Origin of the sequence: Neptuniibacter marinus (assembly GCF_965223595.1) — a bacterium.
In the GTDB taxonomy this organism is placed as follows: Bacteria; Pseudomonadota; Gammaproteobacteria; order Pseudomonadales; family Balneatricaceae; genus Neptuniibacter; species Neptuniibacter marinus.
The window spans coordinates 2897209-2919226 of sequence record NZ_OZ245004.1 but is presented as its reverse complement, the minus strand read 5'-3'; the positions used below and the strand labels follow the sequence as shown (position 1 = coordinate 2919226).

The window sequence follows — 22018 nt, the reverse complement described above, 5'->3', positions numbered from 1 at the left end:
CATGGATATAACACTGCTTAAATCGTTTGATATTAATATTGTTTTTTATAGTGTCATTGGCGGCGTAGCCCTCTTTTTTATGTTGGCAGAGTTTAGGCTGTCAACACGTTATAGAAAAATGCTACAGCCTTGGAAGACGCTTGTGAAAATGTTGAGCCATCGTCATGCAACCGTTTCTCATGAGAGGTTATCTACACAGCAGCAAAGCTTGTTGCATCAGTACTTTGTTGTGGATTCCGTTTCAGAAGAGGGTGATGTGACGTTGTCCCAGCAAAATAGTAAATACTTGGCGACGACTCCCGTCAGTGCATTTGTTCCTGTTCAACCCATATCTCCCTATCGTTTTGTTCCCGCTTTGTTAACAACGATAGGTGTACTAGGTACTTTTTTGGGTATCTCGTTGGGTTTATCGGACTTTGACGCTAATGGTCAGGGCTCTCAGGCATTAATGAAATCAGCGACTACGCTGCTCGATGGAATGAAAACTGCTTTTTATACATCCTTAGCTGGTCTGTTGGGGTCTATCCTTTTTATGGTTTGGCATGCGTTATTGAGTAAATCTCGAGAGTTTCGACATAGAAAGGTAATAAATAGCTATCAAGCTATCTGTTTGGCGATATCACCTGTAACACTCTTACACCGCTTAGGTGGTTCTAGTCAGAATAACCTTATTGAAAAGCAGTTAGAGGCCGCTGAGCAATCAATTCGTTCTAATCAGTCGATGATGGCTGTGAGTAATCAATTAGCTCAATCGCTCGTTGGTTTTGATGCCGAAAAAATGACTGCTTCCATTTCTCAGGCGGTGTCTGATTCAGTAGAGCAAGAGATATCACCTCATCTTAAAGCTATTAGTGAAAGCGTTAAAGAGCTGAAAGCGATCAAAGAACAAAGCAGTAAAGAGCTAGTTGAACTGATAGTCAGTCAGATGCGGCAGGAGGTTTTTGAACCATTTAATCAACAGCTAGAGCTGCTCTCTAGTAGTAATAAACTCACAGCGGAGGCGGTTCAGCAATCAATAATGTCGATTAATCAGTTGGCCTCAAAGCTTGAGGAGATGATGCTTGGGCTGGATAAAACCACCGATTCTTTAAATACCTTCCAGCGAGATACGCTGGTTAAGCTTCAAGGGTTTGCGGATTCTCTTAAGATTATTCTTTCTCAATTTAAGGATGATACTGAAGGTGCTCTGTCTCGAGTGGCGGATGAGATTCAAGGCGCTTTGGATAGTTCTATTCAAGGAATGACTTTACAGCGGAAGGCTTTCGAAGAGAGTGCAGTGAAAGCAGCTGATGCGTTTTCTGAGCAAAATGAGAGCCTTAAACGGGTGGGTGAGGATTCAAGCAACCTGATGCTCAGTGCTAAGGAGAGTCTTCTTGAAGGACTGGGTAATATTGACGACAAAGTTAAAGCCATGTCTGATGTTGTTCAGCGAGAACTGGAAGTGTTCCGTAAGGAATATCAGAATAACTTAACAGAGTTCTTTAGTAAGCAGGCAAACCTGTTGGAAGAAACGTTGAGTGAGCAGCGAGAGGGGTTGGCTGGCGTCGTCAATGACTATAAAGAAGCGTTTGTCGCTGAGAATGAGATAAGAAAAGGACAATTTGAAGCGATCAATCAACAGCATCAAAAGTTACTCGAAGGTGTGGATGTTGTTAGCCAGTTGGTTCAAGCGGTGGGGATGAATAAGGCCGGTGCTTTTAATCAACTTGAAGATAGTGCCCAAGCTATTAGCGCTCAGGTTGGAAAACTCAGACGTACCTATGAAGAGGCCTCGAATCGCTTTAATGAAATGACTGAGCAGATGCCTGAAGCAATGCATGATTATTTTAATCGCTCAAGAAGCTCAAATGAGCGTTTCTTTGATAATTTTGATGAAGCGGCTGCTCAAGTACACGGCAAGTTAGCTGACGCTGCGAACCTTCTAGTAACTGCAATGCAGCAGATCGAAATGCAATTAATCTCACTTGAGAAAGAGCCTGTATCGTAATGGATAGATATAGTCAGATTCAGGCAGATCAGGATATTGACGAAACGGGCGCTTGGCTTTCAATCGGTGATTTGATGTCCGGCTTGTTAATGATTTTTGCTCTGCTGCTGATTTTAGCTTTGTTACAGCTAACAGAGGCAGCAGAAAAAGCTAAAAACAGCCGAATTATTATTATTCAGTCGTTGCAAGAGACCTTGAGTCAGGAAGGTATTAATGCGCATGTTGATCCTCAGACTGGAGATATCAGTATTTTGGATTCAGTGCTTTTTGATCTGAACCAGTCAAAATTAAAGCCTGAGGGGCAAGCGTTTCTTGAGCTGTTTGTGCCGGTTTATAGTAAAGCTATCTTTTCATCTGAGCAGATATCTAATCAGATTCAACATGTTGTGATTGAGGGACATACCAGCTCTACAGGAAGTTGGGATCTCAATATGTCATTAAGTTTGGATCGGGCGAAAAGTGTTTCGGAGTCTATTTCAGAGCTCGCTTTTAATGGTAAGAATAGGTTTAGATCGAAGATGCTGGTGGCAGGAAGGGGAGAGTCAGAAGCGGATCAGTCTTACGATAGCCCTAGTGATCGAAAAGTTCTGTTCCGGTTTCAGTTCAAAAGTGACCGTTTCCTTCATTGGTTTATCAATGAGAGAGGGTTATAGCATTGGATTTAGCTCTTCGTTTTCATGAACATAAGAGTATCCCTGATAGGATGATAAGGCTTGCTAGGGGACTAGAGCAAAAAGAATGGTCGCCGGGAAATAGCGTTGATGCCTTTCCGCCTAAATCTGTTGAAGAAGTATTAGATTTACTTCGTAGTGATCAGGCTGGAGATATAGCTATTCTGGATTGGATCACTCTTTTTGATGCGAAGAATACATGGGATTCAACCCATTCTGATATACAAATAGCAGACACAACTGTATTGATCTATAAAGCAATTCAGAACGATCAGGCATTAACGCACCTTACTTTGTTTAGAGCGTTGTTAACTATTGATGGTTCGGGAAGCCTTCTGCCTAAAGTACTTTTAGAATATCTTCACCTTTTGAGTGAACATCTTGAAGGCAGCAGTCTTAAGTTATTAGATATAGCCCTGTTTGCGAGAGCGGGTAAATTTGAAGCTATCGCAGGAATAGCTGCGGATTTAGATCTAACCGTTGACCGATTTTATGCAAGTTACCACCTTCCTAAGTGTACAAATCTTAAGAGAAAGACCGTTGAGGCGCTTTCCCCGCTAGTTAAATCAATAGATATTAGTCGTTATGATACTTGGTTGGTTAAAGTATTTTCTGAGCTTCAAAGAGCTGATGCGGTCGGTCTGTTGAACGCGCTTCTGGAAACAGATGAAAAACATCTGAAAAGTTCTACTGAGCTAATTAGCTGGTTTGAAAAGCATTGTCATCCACGTATTGAGAATAGTTTCTGGTTTGAGCTGAAAAATAATGCTCGAGCCGTTTTGCGTAAGCTGATACGTGTTTCTGAATTCTACCTTTTTAAACAGTTGGTGCGGCTACTACGTGATGACGATTTAGCAGAAGAGATTGGATTAGATGATAAAGACAAAAACCAGATTCGTAAGAGAGCAATATTTTGGGAGCACTATGACTCAAGAATGCTTTCCCTCCGTGTGTTGGTTTCAGGTGCTACCAAAGTAAAGCTGCCTCAATTTATGGCCAATTCGTCATGGCTGGAGTCTTTGGAGGATGAGGTTGGTAGCGAAATTGTCATTATGGAATTTGACCAACACATCATTGTTGAGTTTTTACGTGGTGGAACCAGTGAGGTAAGGCTCTTTAATAAGTCGACACGTAATGCAAATTTGTTATTGATGACGAAGAATCTATCAATCAAATCGATACGGCAGGCGTTCCATGATGATGTTCATGATCATGTGTTTATGTGGCAATGGTCATGTGAAGCGTGGCTCAGGAAGTGTTTTAGAATTTTACCAAATGATGAGGTTGTAAGGTTTAGAGGACTGCCACCAAATGCTAATGATTATTCGCCTAAACATGGTTTGCCTAAACCAGATGGTGATTTAATCGCACGACGGGCAGAAGAGCTGGAGCCGTGGTTTACGTCCTTTTTTGAACGGGAAAAATCACTTGGTAAATTGGGCAAAAGCCTACATGACGCCAACGCTCAAAAGTACTTGCTGAAAGGTAAGAGATACGATGACTTAGGTTACTTAAGTAAAATGGCAGAGAGTTTTGAGATCTCTGCCAAGTTGGGAAACTCAGAAGCGATGTATCTGCTTGCTGCATATTTGCTTAGCTGCAAGCCTCTATCAATGGAGAAAAGGGTGAAAGGGGAGTTCTGGCTAGAAAAAGCTGCTAAGGCTGGGCACCCCAAAGCCGTCAAACTGTTGCCGAACTCTAAATAGAATTTAGTTGACTATTCGTACTGTTTAGATGAACGGATATGATTACTTGTCGCTTGGGGCCCGCAGGATGAAACAGGCGAACTCTATCTGTTAGTAAATTTATTTATATTTTGGTAAATAAATTTATTTTTATTTGAAGGGTGTTATGCAGTTTATATAAGTGTTAGTTTTTAACTTATTGTTTGTTATATGTTTTTTGTTTGTGGCATATGAAGTGCTATATAGGACGTGACTGTTAGGCGACGCTCTTGTTGTTCTAGCTTTTCATAAGGATAAGGATGAATGCCGATGTCACATAGTTTCTCGCAACATACACCAACAGTTCAGTCACTCCCAATTGGGAGAATTGAAGAATTACCAGAATCGCTAAAAATTGCTAGCGACAATCGCCTAAGCTGTTATTACGCGCCTTTCGATTACATAAACACCAATGCTCGAATTGTTATTTGTGGTATCACTCCAGGTTTTCAGCAAGCCCGAATTGCTCTAGAGGTTGCTGCTGAGAGTTTAAGAACTGGTTCTTCTGAGCTTGATTCCTTAAGAGCGGCGAAAGCTACGGCAAGTTTTGCAGGAAGTATGCGGAAAAATTTAATTCGTATGCTTGATTACTGTGGAGTAAATGAAAAATTAGAGCTTTCAAGTTGCTCTGAGTTATTCGAAGCCAAGCGAGAACTTCTACATACGACTTCAGCACTTCGGTACCCCGTATTTGTAAATGGAAAAAACTATAGTGGTTCTCCATCTATGCTGAGAACTCCCTTGTTACGCGATCAAATTGAAACTTACTTAGTACCAGAGATCGCTTCAATAAACCCTAGTGCTCTTTATGTGCCTCTTGGAGAAAAGGTTGCTGAGGTTCTATTGGATCTTGCTAAACGTGGTGTCATCAGAGAAGAGCAGGTTCTTGCGGGTATGCCGCACCCTTCGGGAGCTAATGCGGAAAGGATTAAGTTTTTTCTTGGTGAGAAAGATGAAAAGGATTTGTCTGAGAAGACTAATCCCGTCGTGATAAATCAGGCCAAGGCGCTTTTGTTACAGAAGTTAGCAGCTTAAGTAACAGGGTATTTGTAAAGGAGGAAGTGGTGATCTTATAGCAATGATCATTACTATATCTTTAACTGAGATAGGTGCTGTTTTAGAGACGTTTTAAGTTGATTGGACATGAGACTATATAAATTAGTCTTAAAGTGAAGTACCTATATACCTGATATTAGAACATTATATTAATACTCTCAATGAATTCGCGTTAGCTGAATCGATAGTGTTATTGCAATTTAATATAGGGTTTGGGATTGACGTAATCATCAGAATGCGATTTTTGGGTTTTGGTTGTTGTTATATAAAAGGTTACAAGGAGTTAATGTGAACAGTATAACTATGTGGTTAAAAGGCTTTTTTAAAAATCATAACCGAAATTTAGATGGTCCCGATGGTCGAGCTTTATATGCTTATCAATTAAAAGAGACTGAATTTGATTTTTTAAGTGCCCTTCTAAGTAATTCAATTGCTTCCAAGGTTGGTTGCGTTAGCTTTAATACTGGTACTGAGCGTCTCTTTGTGTTGTATGCAGCGGAATGGTTTCGTCGACGATATGAGGGTGGCACTTGGAAATGGGAGGAAGTTTTCAAGTCACTAGACTGGCCTACGCTTTCAGCGTCAGAGCGTCAGAGCGTCAGAGGTTAGCGAAAGATGGTCTGCGCTATTGGCAGCGTAATGTTTTTCGTCGAGATTCGGGCCGTGCTGCTTATCTAATGACAGTTGTTGCTGAAGGTGGCTTTCCTATGCGCCTTGTGGATCAAGAGAACACCCATTTAAACCGTTATCTCAAAGCTGTACTTAACGATTATACCAAGTTAATAGATGGTGGCGCAGATGCATTTCGAATTGCAGCCGCTCATGGTGAGCGCTTGCCATTAACTTTCAGAAACGATCCTGTTTACCAGCTTGCTGCTGATACCATAGAGGTGATCTATGAATACGCTCATAAGATTACGGCGTTGCAAAATAAGTGCAGCTCCGAGGTAGAGGCGTTTGACGAATTAGAAAAGCACTATCCTGAATGGAAACAAAAATTACCAATTCTCTTGGAGTCTGCAGGCGCGCAGTCTTTAGTCAATGGGTTGTTAAGAACGGCTAAGAAAAAGCAACATTCCAAATCAGAATTTGTACTACTGAATCGTTTTTTTAAACCGACTTCTCAGAATAGTGATTGTTGGAAGCATGGAGGGAAGGTAGAGCTTCCATCTTCTCTTTCAAAAGAATTAATAGCGCAACAGGTTAATATAGCGATAGACAAGTTGCCGCGTCGGCTTGAACTATCAATACAATTTGCCCATAGCCTTGTGCCAGTAGCATCAATGACACGAGAGAAAGATGATTATTATATTTATCCCTATGGTGTGGATTCATTGTCATTAACCTTGGACCCTGATGTTGAGGTGAGCTGTTTTGTTATGGCTTACGATGGCGGTAAGTTGGGTGAGCTAACTTTACGTGGTGGTAGCGCTTTAGATTTCAATTTACCTTTAACTTGCCAAATGAATAATGGCCGTTTAACTGTGATCGGCTCTGGTTCTATTCGTAGTGCTCTTGAGTTTGTTTATACTTTCTTGCCTAGTGAAGTCCAAATCAATACCGGTAATTATGAGCAGTTATCTTGGAGTATTGATGGCTTTGATGGTAGGTGGGTGAAAGTAATAGAACGCTTACATCTAAGTTTGACGGGTGATTTTAATTGTACTATTTCTCCTAGAACTCAATCTGCAGAAACTCAACTATGTACAGTTGTTGGACAGCGTCAGTATTCATATGAGACACCTAACCTTCCGTGTTATGCCGGTTTTCCAAAAGTGATGTTATGGCAGGGTGGACCTCATACTACTATTACCAAACAACAATTTTATTGGTCAGCTATAGGGAAAGTTGCTAACTGGAAAACTGCTGAGGACGAACTCCCTAAAGGTTCTATTAAATACCGTATAGTGATCGATAATGAGTGTGTTCAGTCTGGAAAAATGATTGTTTTACCAGAAACTTTTTCGGTTAAGTTGCAACAAGGAAGTAGTCGCTTAACAGGAGAAATTGAACTTACAGGCCTTCAGGGTGTTCAAGTTCATATTAATAATAAATTAGGCGTGTCTATAGAGCTAGATAACGTTCCAGGGGCATTATTAGTGACTTGTATAGCTGAGAACTCTTTCGCAGGTAAATTACCTCTTGAAGTCATTTGGCCTGATTTAAATAGAGCGACAATCTATGTTCCTTTCCCCGGCCAGGGTGCTAATTTTGTTGACCTTGAAGGCAATGATAGAAGTAATAAGCGTCAGTGTATGGATGACCTTATTCGACTATCTGCAGTTGCAGTTTGTAGTGGTGATTTACAAAACTATGAATTGCAGGGCACGCTGAGGGCTAGTGATATTAAGGGTGGTGTTGTTCGGTGCAGTCTCTCGTTTACATCCCCAATCCATCAGCAAGAGAATGGTTATTATGAATTACCGTTGGTAAATGTTTTAACCTCGATTCGTAACTTGTTTAGCTATAGTGCAGACCTTGATGCTAGCGTGTTATTAGAAATAGTCTCGAATGGTAGCACTTTATCACGTATTGACGTTGGTCAGTTTTCTAGTGAATTAGAATTTCATCGAGAGTTAGGTCAAATCGTTCATAAAGATAACTTAGGCCAATTGATATCCGATAGTTTTGATATCCAGCTAATTTCATTAGCTGGTGGTCAAGTACCTGAAGTACAGACCGCAGTGATTAATGATGAGGGGGGATATGCTTATCAGTTTTCAACAATTTCTGGTGATATCAGTCCTTGTATGGCTGTAATGCAAGGCTCGACAATACGTTCTGTGCGTCCTTGTATTGTGTTTTCTTCAGAAGAAGTTGTTGAAGCAGAAGAATATTCTGAACTAAGTAATATATTCCGGTTGCCTTCTCGGTGGCAGAGGCAACAAGCGCTGAAGGAATATTTAAATGTTGTATCGCTAAATGCGGATCATGAAGGGTGGTCAGAAGTTTTAAAGGCGATTCGACGGTTCTCAGAAGTGCATCCAGACTCTTTAGATTTGTATGAAGCCATAATTGATAATCCAGTTGTCATCGCAGGACTGGTGTACCGTATGAATAAAGCAGATATAGCGATGCTGATGACATGGGAGGATTATATTCCATTTAGGTGGTGGCAGATTCCTATTGCTTCTTATATTAGAGCCTTCGATGATTTTAAGATTATGGCATTAAATCAAGGTTCGGATTTGGCTAACATCATAATAGGTAATGCATTAACCAATTTAGAACAAATCAGGCACTTTAATTTCTTATCAAAAGTCACGCTTGAGATCGTATTAACTCACTGTAGCGATGCACCTGTAGAGGGAATCTATAATCAAGTTAAAGGGATGAATAGTTGTGACTTATTCCGTAACAATTTAGACGGGATTCTAAAGCAACAACTATTTCAGAGTGTCGGTGAGGCGGATTGGCCTAATGGCTTGAATCGTGAAGATTGGAATGTATTTTTCACTAATGAAATTGCTTGGTTAGATCCACATGGTATGGGCTTTAGAATGGCCTTTCTAGATGCGATTATTGCCCAAGCTTATAGTATTGCTTTTGATGAATATTTACCTAGAGATTTTCGTGCATTCATCTGTGCAACCCGCGAATTTAATCCACAATTTTTTGATCAAATGATGCAGCTTGCCGTCATTGTCTTTTATATGAGTGTTCATCATGGGAAATAATTCTATTAAATTTGCTCCATTAGTTGAGCAGTTAAATCGACGTTCTCAGCGTGCATTAGTAAGTCAGTTTGGTTTCAGAAATGCAGTATTAAATGATTACCTTAGTCATGTGTTAAGTCAGCCCGCGGGTTCTGACGGTTCGCTATTAGCTGATCCTGTTTTCGAGGCTACATTTGGTTATAAAGAAGGTGTTAAGTCACTAGAGGCAATGAAAGGCACGGTGTTTAATCCAGCCCTAATTGATGGGATGGCAAAAACAGATAAAAAATATAAAGACGAATATCAATTGAAACCGAAAAAATTCGTTCCTTATGAACATCAGGTAACAGCTTGGAATGCCCTGATGGGGGAAAAGAAAAAGTCTGTTCTGGTTTCTAGTGGTACCGGGTCGGGTAAAACAGAGTGTTTCTTATTTCCAATTTTGAATGATTTGGCAAATGAACGTGATCAAACAGGGGGGCAGCTAGAGGGCGTAAGGGCTTTATTCTTGTATCCGTTAAATGCATTGATCAAAAGTCAGCGTGATCGTTTAGCTGCTTGGACAGGCTCATTTGGTAATGATGTTCGTTTTTGTTTATACAACGGTGAGACTAAACATACAGTACCAAGCCGTTTAGCAAGAGAAGAGCCTCAAGAGGTTAAATCTAGAAAAGAACTGCGTGAATGTCCACCGCCAATTTTGGTTACGAACTCTACAATGCTGGAATATATGCTGGTACGTAAAGACGATCAGCCTATATTAAATAAATCACAGGGTACATTACGTTGGATAGTTCTGGACGAAGCGCATACTTATGTTGGCTCTCAAGCGGCAGAGCTAGCTTTGATGTTACGCCGTGTGATGATTGCATTTGGTGTAAATAAAAGTGATGTTCGTTTTGTTGCTACGTCAGCAACGATAGGGAGTGATGATGAATCGTCTAAAACAAAGTTACGTAGCTTCTTAGCTAAAATAGCGGGAGTTAATGATGAGCAGGTGGTGGTTGTTAAAGGAAGGCGACAGGTGCCTTCTTTACCTGAAGGGCCTTCAGGTGCTGAGTACATTTATCAAGCGCCTGTTAGTGAAATATCTTATGAAGTGCTTATACAAAATCGTGGTGCACGTGCAATAAGAGACCATGTAAGCCATACACCTAAAAGCTTAACTTCGATTCACCGAAGAGTTAAGGAGATTTGGCCGGATATTACTCGTAGTGAATTACTGACGTTTTTAGATGTTTTAACCGAGTATAAAGATAAGAACGATAATGCCTTTTTACCGTTAAGGGGGCATATTTTTGAGAAAACTTTTGGTGGTTTGTGGGCTTGTGCTAATAAAAACTGTACAGGCAAAAATAAAGCGCTTAATGACGGGGATTGGGGTTTCGGGAAAATATTTTTTCATCAGCAAGACTTTTGTGATTGTTGCGATAGCTCCGTATTTGAAATGACCAGCTGTGCTAGTTGTGGCAGTGAATACCTGCAAGCTGAAGAAAGTCGAGATACTGACTCTCAAGTATTAATGCCGCTTCGGAATAGTGTATTGGCTGATGAGTTTCAGTTAGATGTTGAACAGGATGATGATAATAGTCGTAGCCATGACGTTACTTATAAAAGATTGATAGCTCCATTGATTAGCGAGTACGGTAACGATGCTCTTTGTAAGAATAGTTGGGCCCTAGTAGAACCTGAAGAGGGTGATTATCGAATACGATTATTGGCTCCCAAATTATCAAGCGGGAAGGAATACGTATTAGAGTGTAGTCATTGCTCTGAAGGTGAAAATTCACTACGTAAGCTCTTTATGCCTAAGCGTTTAGGTGCTCCTTTCTTTTTGGGAGATATTTTGCCGACAGTCTTAGAATCGTGCCCGCCTGCTAAGGGTAATGCTCAAGCAGGACCTTTTCAGGGGCGTCGCTTATTGACCTTTACGGATTCTCGTCAGGGAACAGCTAGAATCTCTGCTCGTCTACAGCAGGATACTGATCGTAATTATATCCGTAGTATTGCTTATCACGCCGTGGCACCACTTAATGGGGCTGTGCAATCGATGAGTGAGGCTGAGCTAAATGAACTTGCTGAATTAGAGGTTAGTTATTCTGAGGTTGAAGATAACCCTATTATTGGCCCTATTGTTTTCGAAAAGCTTAAAGTGCTGCAAGAAAAAGCATCGACCTTAGGCAGTTGCTCTGTCGAATTGAAGGAAATACCGTGGCCTGAATTTTCGATTACATTAACAAAAGATAATAGCATCAGTGACTCAATGCGAAAGGCCTTTAACTCGGTTTCAGGTAGCGCTTTAACTCAACCTGAGTTTGCTGATTATTGTTTGTTTCGTGAGTTTGCGCGCAGACCAAAAAAAGGAGCACAAAGTGAACTGCTTGGTTTGGTTAAAATGGATTACTTGCCGATTCAGCAGATTCAATCAGCCCCTGTTGAGTGGAAATCTTACAAGGGCACTTTAGGTGAGTGGAAGAATTTCTTACGATTAATTGTTGATCATTTTTTACGTGAAAATACGATTATCGATATACCGAAACAATTTCAGCGTTGGATGGGTGCAAAGATCAGTTTTAAGTATGTTCTAGCTCCTGATGATAAACCTTTAACAGGTGGGAAAAGAGTTAAGGGGTGGCCTAAATGTTTACGAGGTAATCGTCGTCGTAATCGTGTTATTGATATAGCAATGGAGTACTTGCACTTATCCACTGAGCAAGAAGAACATTGTCGTATTATGGACCAGCTTATGAGGGAAGCATGGCAAGCATTAAGACCCATGATGAATCAATATCCAGATGGTTTTCAGTTTGATTTAGCCCGCTATGCTCTTTTCTCTACCATTAAAGATGCTTGGAAGTGCCCTTATACTCGTAAGGTTGTACCTGTTACTTTGGCTGGAATGTCGCCTTATAGTGTTGTTAAAGCGGGTAAAGTAATTGAAAAAGCAGAGCCAATTACTTTGCCAACCATTCCTGCACGCTATTGGCACAAAGAGTTGGATGATATTCCTTCAGTTAATGATTGGTTAGAAACTAATGAAGATGTGAAGGAACTGCGCAAACAGTGGTTATGGCCAAACCGTTCGGATAGAGCGGCAGCAAAAGACAGTTGGTTTGCAGTAGGTGAGCATTCTGCACAGCAATCTTCATCTAGATTGGATGATCTAGAGAAAGCGTTTAAAGAAGGCCAAGTTAATGTTTTGAGTTGCTCGACTACCATGGAGATGGGAGTTGATATTGGTGGTATGTCGGCTGTGGTCATGAATAATGTGCCACCTAGTCAAGCCAATTATTTACAGCGAGCAGGGCGTGCTGGTCGACGTAAAGAATCCGCCGCATTAGCAGTAACTTTATGTAAGCAAAACTCACATGGATTGGAAGTCTTTAATAATCCAATGTGGCCGTTTGATCAAAACGCTATGAGCGTGCCTAAGGTTCCGTTTGATAGTCGTCCAATTGTTCAGCGACATGTCAATGCTTTGTTATTATCGGAATGGCTGAAGGCTTCTGGCGAAGATATCCCTAAATTGAATTGCGCGTGGTTATTTGAAGAAAAGGTATCAGAGCTAACCCGAGTACAGATATTTGAAACTTGGTGTCAGTCAATTTCATCCGAGCCGAGCTCTCTAGTAGCAAATGCGGTGAGTACTTTAATTCGCGGCACAATTCTATCGGGTATTTCTTTAGATGAATCCATCAGTACCACACTGGATACGATGCTTTCTATCTCATCAACTTGGCAAAATGATGTCAGTATTATGTTAGAGCAGAGAGAAGCATTTGTTCTTGCAGAAAAAGGGCGTGAAGATTCAGCAGCTGTTAAAGCAATTGATCGTCAGCTGTATCGAGCGAGAAATGAATACTTACTTAAAGACCTTACAGTAGCAGGATATTTGCCAGGACATGGTTTCCCTTCCGGTATTGTTATTTTTTTGACATCAACAATGAGGGATTTTAAACAAGCTAAAAATAATGATGACACCAGTCGTATTGATGTTAAGTCGGTGCGGCGAGGAGATCCCACTCGTCAGCGCTCAGTAGCGATCAGAGAGTTTGCACCAGGCAGTGACATTGTTATGGATGGTGCCGTTTATCAATCTTCTGGCTTAACCTTAAATTGGAAAATTCCGGCGAATGCAGAAGCGCCGCCCGAAAATTTACCTTTAAAATGGTCGTGGTTTTGTGAATCTTGTGGTGCTGGTGGCACGTCTCATTTATTTCCTGAAATATGCTCTGTTTGCTCTAAGGGTAAATTGAAAAAAAATCAGATAGTTGAGCCCAATGGTTTTGCAGTGTCGTTAAACTATGAGCCGCATAATGATGTGAATACACCCGAGTATTTGCCCTTTAGTCCACCGCGAGTAAATATTGCTCAAGCCGAACGCCATCACTTTGTGAATAAGGATTTGGGCATTTATCGGTATTCTGATTACGGAACCGTATTAAGTTATAACAAAGGTCCTCATGGTCATGGTTATTCACTTTGTTTACATTGTGGGAGGACTGAACCGCAAATGGAGCCGGAAGTTATCCCTGCTAAAATGATCGATCCCCCTCACTTTAGGTTAAGAGGAGGAAAGGAATCAAATGCTGAAACTCATTGCCCAGGCAATGATCATGATTGGGCAATTAAGCGTGATTTATGGTTGGCGGGTGAGGATGTTACTTCGGTATTAGAGCTAAGGTTAAATGATATAACTGTTGGGGCTGCTCTAGAAGATGAGGAGACCGCATGGTCAATAGCCTATGCCTTACGTCATGGCTTAGTAACCAAACTTGGTATTGAAGCAAATGAAGTCTGTGTAGCAGTGCAAGAGGTTGCTGAGCCTGACAAGAATGAAAAAATTTATGCTATTTATCTTTATGATTCAGCTTCATCAGGAGCGGGTTACGTTTCGCAATTACCGGATCTTTTAGAAAATGTTCTTTCTAGAGCTTTGGATATGCTTGATTGTGATGATAAATGCGATAACGCTTGTAATACATGTTTGCTTGAGTGGGATAGTCAGCATCAAGTTGAATTTTTAAAGCGCCAAAAAGCAATCGATTTCTTAATACCTTGGAAAAAAAGCTTGGTATTATCAGATGAATACTCTGCTTTATCTAAAGACATTAGCGCTGTTTATTCAAATATTGCTCAGTCAGTTCGTGAGCAGAATTTTAGAGGTGAAATTACCAGTATTAGTCTGTTTGTGTCATCTGAAGTAGACGATTGGGATATCAGCAATTGGCCATTATTAGAGAACATCCAAAATAATGGTGACATCAAGACTATAAAAATTGTTGCGCCTAAAGGCACATACAAAAGCCTCCTAGATGAGCAATTAAGGCTGTTATCTGCAATGTGTACATTAGGAAATGGTTGCATTGAGCTGGCTGAAACGGATTTACCGAATTTAGTTACAGCTGACGCTAGTTTATTGGCCTCTACTGAAGGCGATAATCCCTATTTTTGGCTGACTAAAAAACCAAACTTAACCCCAGGTCTTAATTGGGGAGAGAGTGAAGATATTCTTGTGGCGGGTACTAAGTTATTCGATTTACCTACTACCGTCTTTGAATTGTCTAAGCTTTCGATTGCAAAGACTCCTGATGCTATTGGCGCAATACCTTTGGTTATCAAAACAGAATGCGATGGTAGCACCCAAGATTTTGGTGATAAATTTTGGCAATTAATAAATGGCAAAATGGGTGGCGATATTTGTAATAAGGGGTTGTTAAGAGATATATATTATCGTGACCGTTATTTGGTGACGCCTCTGCATGCTTCCTTAATATTTCAAATAATTTATTCTTTGAACGAAAGTATTTCTAATCAAACCCGAATAGAGATAGCGACCGCAGATATGAGGGGGAGAGATAACGTTCCTTATTCGATTTCGGATAACTGGAGTTCTCAAGCGTCAAGAGATCAAGTGGTTCGGAGTGCGTTAGAACATATTACAGGAACAGTTGTTCGACTAGAATCAAAGCATAGGCGGGATGTTGCACATAATAGGGAATTAGAGCTTGTTTTTGAATCTGGGGAGAGCGTTAAAATCTACTTAGATGAAGGTGTTGGTTGTTGGCGAGCAAATGGAACGAGATCCTTTGATTTCACTGCAGGGGTCACTAGGCAAACTAAATCAGTTATTGAAATGACGCCTTCTATTCGTATTGCTCAGCCGAATATTGGTACTACAGTTTTTATAGTATGTGATAAGTAATGTTTTAATTGAATTAGTTAAAAGGGATAATTTCAACTAATTTGCACTTTATTTCAATTTACAGACAAAACAACTACCTCAGCCTTTGCCGGGGTAGTTGTTTTGTCTGTCTTGCTTTCTATCTGTTCATTCTAAAATCAGCTGTTATTACTTTGCTTGCAGCTTGAAGTATTGATAGCTCAATCTGTTCCTCCAGTAACTTCCAAGCTTCTTTCATTTCATTGTGGTAGCTATACCGTTGGTAAGTCCGTTTCACCTGATTTTCTTCTAGGTGCTTTAGACACCGTTCTGCGTAAATCATGGGGTGTCCATTTTTCATCAGCAAGGATTAAAGACCTGCTTTATCTGGGGTTTTATTATTACCTGTGTGTAAAAGATGTTTTTATGGAAAGGCTATTATCTCTCTAGAGAAATTAAAATAAACTCCTAGAACGGATGCTAAGAACTTTGCTGCGCTTCCGCTATGAGTTTTTAAGTTATAGCCCTGTAATATGGGCGTTACCTTTGAGAACGGCCATACCTACCAGTTATCTATGAATCTTGTGTCACGTTGAAGCGTTTCAAGTTACTTAGCCTCGATGATGTATCCTGCTTCACAATATAGCGAAGAAAATTAATGAATGATCAGAAACGAAAGATCCCTACAAATATTATCACTGGATTTTTGGGTGTCGGGAAAACCACAGCCATAAATGCAATGTTAGCTAGTAAACCTGAAAGTGAATCCTGGGCTATTTTAGTTAATGAATTTGGTCAGGTCGGGATAGATCAGGAAATGTTGCCTGACAATGATGGCGTTTATGTAAAATGAGGTTGCTGGTGGATGTATGTGTTGTTCTATGGGAGCTTCATTGTCAAAAACGCTCTCAGTGCTCATTGAGCATGCCAGCCCTGACCGTCTAATTATTGAACCTACAGGTCTAGGGCATCCGGAAGGTATTATGGATACCCTTATGAATCGTTCTTTTAAAGATATCCTGGATGTACGGGCGACAGTGTGTTTGCTGGATCCGCGTTTACTTGATCAAGAAGAGGTAATAAGTAATAAAACTTTTCAGGATCAGCTGAGCATGTCGGATATTGTTCTCATCAATAAATGTGATCTTGCTGCTGAAGAGTTTATAGAAATAGCTGAAACAAGTCTCAACAATATGTTCCCTCCAAAACAACATGTTGGTAGAACGACTCGGGGACTGATTGATCTTAAGCTGCTTGATGTAGTGCGAGAGGGTAAGTTTTGTAATCAATTGCCCGGTTCCCATGGGCATGCCCCTCATCATCACCATAATCATTCCGATCCAGACGTATGGCCAGAACCAAGAACTCCTATCAAAAAAATAGGTAATGGGAGTGGTTTTTACAGTTGTGGTTGGATTTTTCATCGGAGTGATTGCTTCGACTATTGGAAGTTGGAAGAGGTGCTTAATGGTATTCGGGGCATTAATCGAATTAAGGGCGTAATCCGAATTAGTAGTGATTGGGTTTTGTTCAATAGGGTTCAGGACGGATCTGATTTTGATAAGGTCGCTTACCGCCGCGATTCTCGAGTCGAAATTATTAGCCCGTTTGAGCTAGATTGGGAAAGGTTGAACGTAAAATGTTGGCTTGTTTAATAGATGCGTAGAGAGATCTATTCCCTGTAATAACAGAACAGGAAGTACTCCCTAGGGTAAATTTGATCAGCTGATTGGCTGATTGATAGCCACTATCTGAAATAAAACTGTTATTGGCTTTTTGTGGGCAGCTTTTTTAAGTCTATTCAGCAATCTGTATATTTGGGCGACTGGCCGATTTCAATTGGAGTGATGGGCGGAGGTGCCTAGCATCATCGCATTAGCTTCATCTTCGGATACGTAATGTTCCATTATTGTTTGTAAGCGGCCATCTAAACGTAAGGTTTCAATTACGCGTAGCCAGTTAGCAGCGTGTGAGCTTGAAAAGCGGTGTTTTCCGAGCATAAGTGAAACGGTTATTGGATTGGCGGGAGATAGGTCTGTAAAACTTAGGGGAATCGGTTCTTCGCCTTCTGCAAAGAATAAACGGTAAATAAGGGGTAGGCTAAGTGCTGCATCGACTTCTCCGTCTAATAGTGCGGCGACGGTTGCGCCATAATCAGGATAAAGTTTAAGCATCCCGAGTGAGTTCATTTCAGATAAGTGGTAGTTATAATAAGTGCCGTATCCACTGCCTTCTGAGCGAGCAATGCTGATGTTTTGTTTTTTCTTTAACTGCTCTAAATCAGAGATAAGCGGTAATTTATTTGTATTTGCCAATAGTAAAAATTTAACTTGGTAATAAGGAATAAACCATGCAAATGCTTCGCGGTGCGGCTCGCGAGTTACGCTGGGAACAAAGTCTATTTTACCTTGCTCTACCAAATTGAATGCGTCATTCCTGGCAATAGGGATTAAATGGAATTGGCAATGGGTTATGTCACTTAAGAGTGCAAGTAAATCAGGGTCTATGCCATGCCCGTCATGATACATGACACCAGACTTAGTAATACCAACAGAAATTTCTTTGTCCTTACAGCCGTATGGGTCAATGCTGTCAGCTGAAGCATCTAATGTTAGTGTGATAAATAATGCTAGGGCTAAAACGATTGGCTGCAAAATGAGACCTCTAAGTCTAAAAATTTCTAGATGATTTTAAGCCAGATTATTCGAAAAAATAGTCAAACGCTATTGATTATTTTGTGTATATTGAGCTAAAAGAGAGTGTAGTCTCGCCGGTTTCTAAGTGGCATAAATGGAATGTTTTGTATGCAATGGAGTTGTTTTCTTATGCCACACGCTAGACCCAAAAAAAATCTCATATCTGTTCAAACGTTGCTTATTGCAGCGAGTTTTGCGCTTGCATTGACGCTCGGTAGTACGGTTTTAGTGCTTGGCTATACTGGTGCGAACAATGGATTAAGGGCCGCTTTGGAGGAGCAGTTTGATACACTCGGTATGATGATCCAAGAACGTGCTCGTCGGCTAGTCGAGCCTGTGCAATCTCAACTGAGCATACTGATTTATGATCAGATTACAGTTGCTTCAGATTTAAGTACACGGCTTTCTAGATTGCCGGTACTAGCCGAAGCGCTTAAAAACAATCCGACCATTCGTAATATCTATGTAGGTTATGTGAATGGTGAGTTTTTTCTTGCTAAAAAAATAGATAATGATGAGCTTAGGTCGTTATTTCAGTTAGATAAAACGACATCATTTCTTGTGCAAAGCATAACTATCGATGTGAACGGTAATCGAGTTGGGGAGTATCGGTTATATGATGAAAACCTTCGTTTACAAGCGGTGAAGGTAAAGTCGGATTATACTTATGACCCTCGTGATCGTTCATGGTTTCAGGCTAGTGAGGGAAAGTCTGGTTCAGTTACGAGTGCGCCCTATGCATTTTTTACGACGGATAAAATTGGCGTGACTATATCGCAGCGTTCCGTGAACGCTTCTGCTGTTGTTGGATTTGATGCGACTATTGGTCAGTTGGCGGCGGAAGTTAAAAGCCTTCAGTTATCATCAGATTCTGAAATTGCTATCACAGAAAGTGATGGTACATTGATTGCTCACCCTGACCTTACTCAAATAGCTAGGCGTGCGGATTCCGGTAAAATTGTGCGTCAGAATATATCTGGCCTTGAATCACCGATTTTAAGTAAAGCTGCTGTAGAAATGGGCCTGTCTGGATCATATAAACATGGTGTTATCGAATCAGAGGGAAGGGAGTGGGTAGTATCTAGCCGGCCTCTAGATTTTGGAATGGGGGCCGAAGCACGTCTCTTGTTGGCTGTACCTGCGGATAATTTATTTGCCTCAACACGACAAATTATTCGAGATCAAAGCATAGTGATTTTGATTATTTTGTGCCTTTCAATTCCTTTTGGCATTTTTATAATTCGCCAAATCACTAAGCCTTTGAGCCAACTCTCTAAGGACGTTCAAAAACTTGCATCTTTCGATTTCACTCAGCCGGTCAGTGTGGGTTCTAGGGTTAGGGAGGCTTCGGAATTAGCCGATACGATTGATCGGTTGCGCGTTACTGTTTCTCGCTTCTTAGAGATCAATCGAACGATTGCGGCAGAAGAAGACTTCAATACACTGCTTGTGAAGCTTTTGGACGAAATAATCGCCACCACCGAGACCCAAGCTGGTGTTCTTTATCTAACTGATAATGAAGAAACTGCGTTAGTTCCATTTGTCTCGCGTATCGACAGTGAGCAAACACTTGACATTAGTATACCTTCGGTGCCGCTTTCGCTAGATGAGGCTTTAGTTGTTCGTGTTGCTGAAAACAAAAATGCAGAGAATGCGAAAGCTTCGAGTGAAGAGCTCGAGCGTATGGGATTGGAAACGTTCGGAACGGTTTTGGATGTTACGCCGTCACACCTATTGGCAGCCCCTCTATTTAATAGAAGTAACGAACTTGTTGGGGTAATACTGCTTTTTGAAGAAACAAATATTGACCCCGCTTTAGTGCGTTTTACTGAGGCTCTTTCGGGGTCGGCTGCTGTTTCAGTTGAAGCGAGACGACTTATTGCGGCCCAGCGTGATCTATTTGAGAGTTTTATTCAGCTTATAGCGGGCGCTATTGATGCGAAAAGTCCTTATACAGGTGGGCATTGTGCAAGGGTACCTGAGCTGACTAAGTTGCTCGCAAAAGCGGCGAATGAGGCAGATGAAGGTCCCTTTAAAGATTTTAATTTGTCTCGTGATAACTGGGAGGCGATTCATGTTGCATCTTGGTTGCATGACTGTGGCAAGATCACAACACCGGAATTCATAGTCGATAAGGCAACAAAACTCGAAACCCTCTACGATAGAATTCATGAGATTCGCATGCGTGTAGAGGTGATGAAGCGCGAAGCAGAGATTCGTTTCTTGCGCAGTGCTCTTAGTGCAGCCGGTGTTACCTGTGATGATATGGCATTGCATGAAGAGCTTTCCCAGCTTGATGATGACTTCGCCTTTATCGCTAAGCTTAATCAAGGGGGGGAGTATTTAGACGAGAGCAAGCAAGATCGTATGAATACTATCGCTCAAAAAACTTGGACTCGAACGCTGGATGATCGCATTGGTATATCCCATGAGGAGCTAGAAAGGAAAAATAAGATTGTTGCCCCTAAACTACCAGTAAAAGAGCCTTTACTCGCTGATAGGCTTGAGCATATTTTTGAGAGGCCAGAATCGGAAAAACTTCCAGAAGGCAATCCTTGGGGCTTTAAAATGGATGTTCCTGAACTTCTCTATAACCGTGGTGAGATACATAATCTGTCAATACAACGGGGAACACTAACACCAGAAGACCGTTATAAAATTAATGAACATATTGTTCAGACCATAAAAATGCTTGATAACCTCCCGTTCCCTAAACATTTACGCATGGTTCCCGAGCTTGCTGGTGGGCATCATGAGAAGATGGACGGTACAGGGTACCCTAAACGTTTAATGAGAGAAGAGATGTCTCCTGTCGCTCGAATGATGGCTGTTGCTGATATATTTGAAGCGCTGACTGCGATTGATCGACCCTATAAAAAAGGAAAAATGCTCTCTGAATCCATTAAAATTCTGTCTTTTATGGTAGATAACCAACATATTGATCCTGATATCTTTCGCTTATTTTTAGAGTCAAAGGCCTATCTGGTTTATGCGCAAGAATACATGAGCCCTGATCAGATTGATGAGGTTCAGATTTCGGATTACCTTCCCTAAAGAGATCCTAGCTTAACGTTTTTATGCCTATTCCCTGAATGCCATTTTTATCTTGGTATAGCTTAGTACGCGTATTATTTGTGCCTTTTTTATCTGGCTTATTTGGTTAGAAAGAAATCAATGTGTCTATGAAGGTGCACCAGTTCATCGTTAAACTTTAAGGGCCGTCAAGAAGTGCAAAGGTAGTGTAAAGCTATGCTAAGTCGAGTTTTTTGTTAATTTTTCCGCGTAGTATGGTTATTAACTTAATTGGTTTAGATAGGTAACGCGATGAAATTAACTATCCTATTACCCCTTGTTATGAGTTTGATTGTGCTGCCAACGACGGGTGCCGCTCAAGGAAAAGACTCACAGTATAAAGATGCACACTATAAAGAGACTAAATCTATAGAAGGTCAAAATAAAAAGAATCAGAATAAACAATCTAAGGGCAAGGAAACGAAAAAGAGCCCGGGTCATCATAAGAGTGATCCGGTTAAAGTTGTATCGCACAAGACAACTGTATATCGCCAGCATAGCGTTCCGCAGCGGAAGGTTTATAAAACCGGTGCGGTTGTTCATAAAGCACCAGCGAAGGGAATATCCATTAATTTTGGAGGTGTGTCATTTGTCTTTAATGACGGGTTCTATTATCGCTATGGTCATCAAGGCTATACGGTTGTTCGTCCACCGTTGGGTTTAAAAATTCGTTATCTACCCAATGGACATGAAAAGGTCATAGTAAAGGGGCGCTCCTATTATGCTGCTCAAGGCATTTACTATGTGTTTGATAATGGCTATTACCGTGTAGTTGAAGCACCGAGTGGCACGATTATCCGTAGTACTACCCGGAGTAGCAACTTTCAGTTGGGTAACAGTTATAGCGCTTTGCCCCAAGGCGCAGCGTCGGTCACCATCAATGGACAGCAGTATTTTCAATATAGAGATATTTACTTTTTGCCTCAGCTATCAGGTCAGGGGATTCATTACCTAGCTGTGAGGCTGAATTAGGTAAGGTTTTGGAAAAAGGGC

At 41.0% G+C, this 22018-nt stretch carries 12 protein-coding genes; 11 read left to right on the top strand and 1 reads right to left on the bottom strand.

The features are described 5' to 3' along the window. Position 1 precedes the first annotated feature (1 nt). The 9 genes from ACOQOE_RS13705 to ACOQOE_RS13665 all read left to right on the top strand — a co-directional run bounded on the left by ACOQOE_RS13705 (position 2) and on the right by ACOQOE_RS13665 (position 16912). A complete protein-coding gene (locus ACOQOE_RS13705; RefSeq protein WP_420554268.1) occupies positions 2-1987 on the top strand; it encodes a hypothetical protein in 1986 nt (661 codons plus the stop codon). Then, on the top strand, positions 1987-2640 hold the full coding sequence (locus tag ACOQOE_RS13700) for an OmpA family protein (RefSeq protein WP_420554267.1): 654 nt from the start codon (positions 1987-1989) through the stop codon (positions 2638-2640). Before ACOQOE_RS13705 ends, ACOQOE_RS13700 begins: the two co-directional genes overlap by 1 nt. Before the next feature lie 2 nt (positions 2641-2642). After that, the gene (locus ACOQOE_RS13695) at positions 2643-4364 is read left to right on the top strand and encodes an EH signature domain-containing protein (protein WP_420554266.1); all 1722 of its coding nucleotides are present in this window, start codon (positions 2643-2645) and stop codon (positions 4362-4364) included. Positions 4365-4652: 288 nt separating this feature from the next. Next, the gene (locus tag ACOQOE_RS13690; RefSeq protein WP_420554265.1) at positions 4653-5417 is read left to right on the top strand and encodes a uracil-DNA glycosylase family protein; all 765 of its coding nucleotides are present in this window, start codon (positions 4653-4655) and stop codon (positions 5415-5417) included. Positions 5418-5726: 309 nt separating this feature from the next. Continuing rightward, on the top strand, positions 5727-6047 hold the full coding sequence (locus tag ACOQOE_RS13685; protein ID WP_420554264.1) for a hypothetical protein: 321 nt from the start codon (positions 5727-5729) through the stop codon (positions 6045-6047). After that, entirely contained in the window at positions 5975-9115 is a 3141-nt protein-coding gene (locus ACOQOE_RS13680) for an STY4851/ECs_5259 family protein (protein WP_420554263.1), read from the top strand. Before ACOQOE_RS13685 ends, ACOQOE_RS13680 begins: the two co-directional genes overlap by 73 nt. Further along, positions 9105-15299 (top strand): DEAD/DEAH box helicase, encoded by a 6195-nt coding sequence (locus ACOQOE_RS13675; protein ID WP_420554262.1) that lies wholly within the window; start codon positions 9105-9107, stop codon positions 15297-15299. Before ACOQOE_RS13680 ends, ACOQOE_RS13675 begins: the two co-directional genes overlap by 11 nt. A gap of 616 nt (positions 15300-15915) precedes the next feature. Next, positions 15916-16110 (top strand): GTP-binding protein, encoded by a 195-nt coding sequence (locus ACOQOE_RS13670; RefSeq protein ID WP_067866289.1) that lies wholly within the window; start codon positions 15916-15918, stop codon positions 16108-16110. Positions 16111-16150: 40 nt separating this feature from the next. Further along, positions 16151-16912: a GTP-binding protein gene (locus ACOQOE_RS13665; RefSeq protein ID WP_420554261.1), complete on the top strand. Its 762-nt coding sequence runs from the start codon at positions 16151-16153 to the stop codon at positions 16910-16912. Between the two features lie 180 nt (positions 16913-17092). On the opposite strand, the gene ACOQOE_RS13660 is transcribed toward ACOQOE_RS13665, so the two are convergent. Further along, entirely contained in the window at positions 17093-17911 is an 819-nt protein-coding gene (locus ACOQOE_RS13660; protein ID WP_067866282.1) for a substrate-binding periplasmic protein, read from the bottom strand. Between the two features lie 171 nt (positions 17912-18082). On the opposite strand from ACOQOE_RS13660, the gene ACOQOE_RS13655 reads away from it, so the two are divergent. Next, entirely contained in the window at positions 18083-21007 is a 2925-nt protein-coding gene (locus ACOQOE_RS13655) for an HD domain-containing phosphohydrolase (protein ID WP_420554260.1), read from the top strand. 270 nt (positions 21008-21277) lie between these two features. Then, a complete protein-coding gene (locus ACOQOE_RS13650; protein WP_420554259.1) occupies positions 21278-21997 on the top strand; it encodes a DUF6515 family protein in 720 nt (239 codons plus the stop codon). The last annotated feature ends 21 nt before the right edge of the window (positions 21998-22018 follow it).

What these genes read in the sequence shown, in the direction of transcription:
- ACOQOE_RS13655 (WP_420554260.1), top strand. Translation starts at nt 18,083, where the DNA reads ATGCCACACGCTAGACCCAAAAAAAATCTCATATCTGTTCAAACGTTG.
- ACOQOE_RS13705 (WP_420554268.1), top strand. Translation starts at nt 2, where the DNA reads ATGGATATAACACTGCTTAAATCGTTTGATATTAATATTGTTTTTTAT.
- ACOQOE_RS13675 (WP_420554262.1), top strand. Translation starts at nt 9,105, where the DNA reads ATGGGAAATAATTCTATTAAATTTGCTCCATTAGTTGAGCAGTTAAAT.
- ACOQOE_RS13680 (WP_420554263.1), top strand. Translation starts at nt 5,975, where the DNA reads ATGGGAGGAAGTTTTCAAGTCACTAGACTGGCCTACGCTTTCAGCGTC.
- ACOQOE_RS13690 (WP_420554265.1), top strand. Translation starts at nt 4,653, where the DNA reads ATGTCACATAGTTTCTCGCAACATACACCAACAGTTCAGTCACTCCCA.
- ACOQOE_RS13700 (WP_420554267.1), top strand. Translation starts at nt 1,987, where the DNA reads ATGGATAGATATAGTCAGATTCAGGCAGATCAGGATATTGACGAAACG.
- ACOQOE_RS13650 (WP_420554259.1), top strand. Translation starts at nt 21,278, where the DNA reads ATGAAATTAACTATCCTATTACCCCTTGTTATGAGTTTGATTGTGCTG.
- ACOQOE_RS13670 (WP_067866289.1), top strand. Translation starts at nt 15,916, where the DNA reads ATGAATGATCAGAAACGAAAGATCCCTACAAATATTATCACTGGATTT.